This is a genomic window from Klebsiella sp. HN106 (assembly GCF_051209435.1).
Taxonomy (GTDB): domain Bacteria; phylum Pseudomonadota; class Gammaproteobacteria; order Enterobacterales; family Enterobacteriaceae; genus Klebsiella; species Klebsiella oxytoca.
The window spans coordinates 1-1,544 of record NZ_JBLURD010000057.1 but is presented as its reverse complement, the minus strand read 5'-3'; the positions used below and the strand labels follow the sequence as shown (position 1 = coordinate 1,544).

The following is a 1,544-nucleotide window of genomic DNA, read 5'->3' as shown; positions in this document are numbered from 1 at the left end:
CTGAGCATGGACGCAGTACAGAAAGCCAAATCCGGCCACCCGGGTGCCCCGATGGGTATGGCTGACATTGCCGAAGTCCTGTGGCGTGATTTCCTGAACCATAACCCGCAGAACCCGTCCTGGGCCGATCGCGACCGCTTCGTGCTGTCCAACGGTCACGGCTCGATGCTGATCTACAGCCTGCTGCACCTCACCGGTTACGATCTGCCAATCGAAGAGCTGAAGAACTTCCGTCAGCTGCACTCCAGAACCCCGGGCCACCCGGAAGTGGGCTACACCGCGGGCGTGGAAACCACTACCGGACCGCTGGGGCAGGGCATTGCGAATGCGGTGGGGATGGCGATTGCGGAGAAAACCCTGGCGGCGCAGTTCAACCGCCCGGGCCACGACATTGTTGACCACTTCACTTATGCGTTCATGGGCGACGGCTGCATGATGGAAGGTATCTCTCACGAGGTATGCTCCCTGGCCGGTACCCTGAAACTGGGCAAGCTGGTGGCGTTCTATGACGACAACGGCATCTCCATCGACGGTCACGTCGAAGGCTGGTTCACCGATGACACCGCGAAGCGCTTTGAAGCCTACGGCTGGCACGTGGTGCGCGGCGTTGACGGTCACGATGCTGACTCGATTAAACGCGCGGTGGAAGAAGCGCGTGCGGTCACCGACAAACCGTCCCTGCTGATGTGCAAAACCATCATCGGTTTCGGTTCGCCGAACAAAGCTGGTACCCACGACTCCCACGGCGCGCCGCTGGGCGACGCGGAAATCGCGCTGACCCGCGAAGCGCTCGGCTGGAAACACCCGGCGTTTGAAATCCCGTCTGAAATCTATGCCCAGTGGGATGCGAAAGAAGCCGGTCAGGCGAAAGAGTCCGCGTGGAACGAGAAATTCGCCGCCTACGCCAGAGCCTTCCCGCAGGAAGCAGCAGAATTCACCCGCCGTATGAAAGGCGAGATGCCGGCTGATTTCGACGCGAAAGCGAACGAATTCATCGCGAAGCTGCAGGCTAACCCGGCGAAAATCGCCAGCCGTAAAGCGTCGCAGAACGCCATTGAAGCCTTCGGCCCGCTGCTGCCTGAGTTCCTCGGCGGCTCCGCTGACCTGGCGCCAAGTAACCTGACCCTGTGGTCCGGCTCTAAGGCCATCAACGAAGACGCTGCCGGTAACTATATCCACTACGGCGTGCGTGAATTCGGCATGACCGCGATTGCCAACGGTATCGCCCTGCACGGCGGTTTCCTGCCGTACACCTCCACCTTCCTGATGTTCGTGGAATATGCGCGTAACGCGGTACGTATGGCGGCGCTGATGAAGCAGCGTCAGGTGATGGTCTACACCCACGACTCCATCGGTCTGGGCGAAGACGGCCCGACGCACCAGCCGGTTGAGCAGGTGGCTTCCCTGCGCGTCACCCCGAACATGTCCACATGGCGTCCGTGCGACCAGGTGGAATCCGCCATCGCGTGGAAATACGGCGTAGAGCGTCAGGACGGTCCGACCGCGCTGATCCTCTCCCGTCAGAACCTGGCGCAGCAGGAGCG

1 protein-coding gene is annotated in these 1,544 nt (G+C 61.3%); it reads left to right on the top strand.

What is annotated here, in order from left to right:
* Positions 1-1,544, top strand: a 1,544-nt coding sequence (tkt, locus tag ACSIPU_RS30240) for a transketolase (protein WP_435322463.1), incomplete at both ends; no start/stop codon positions are given.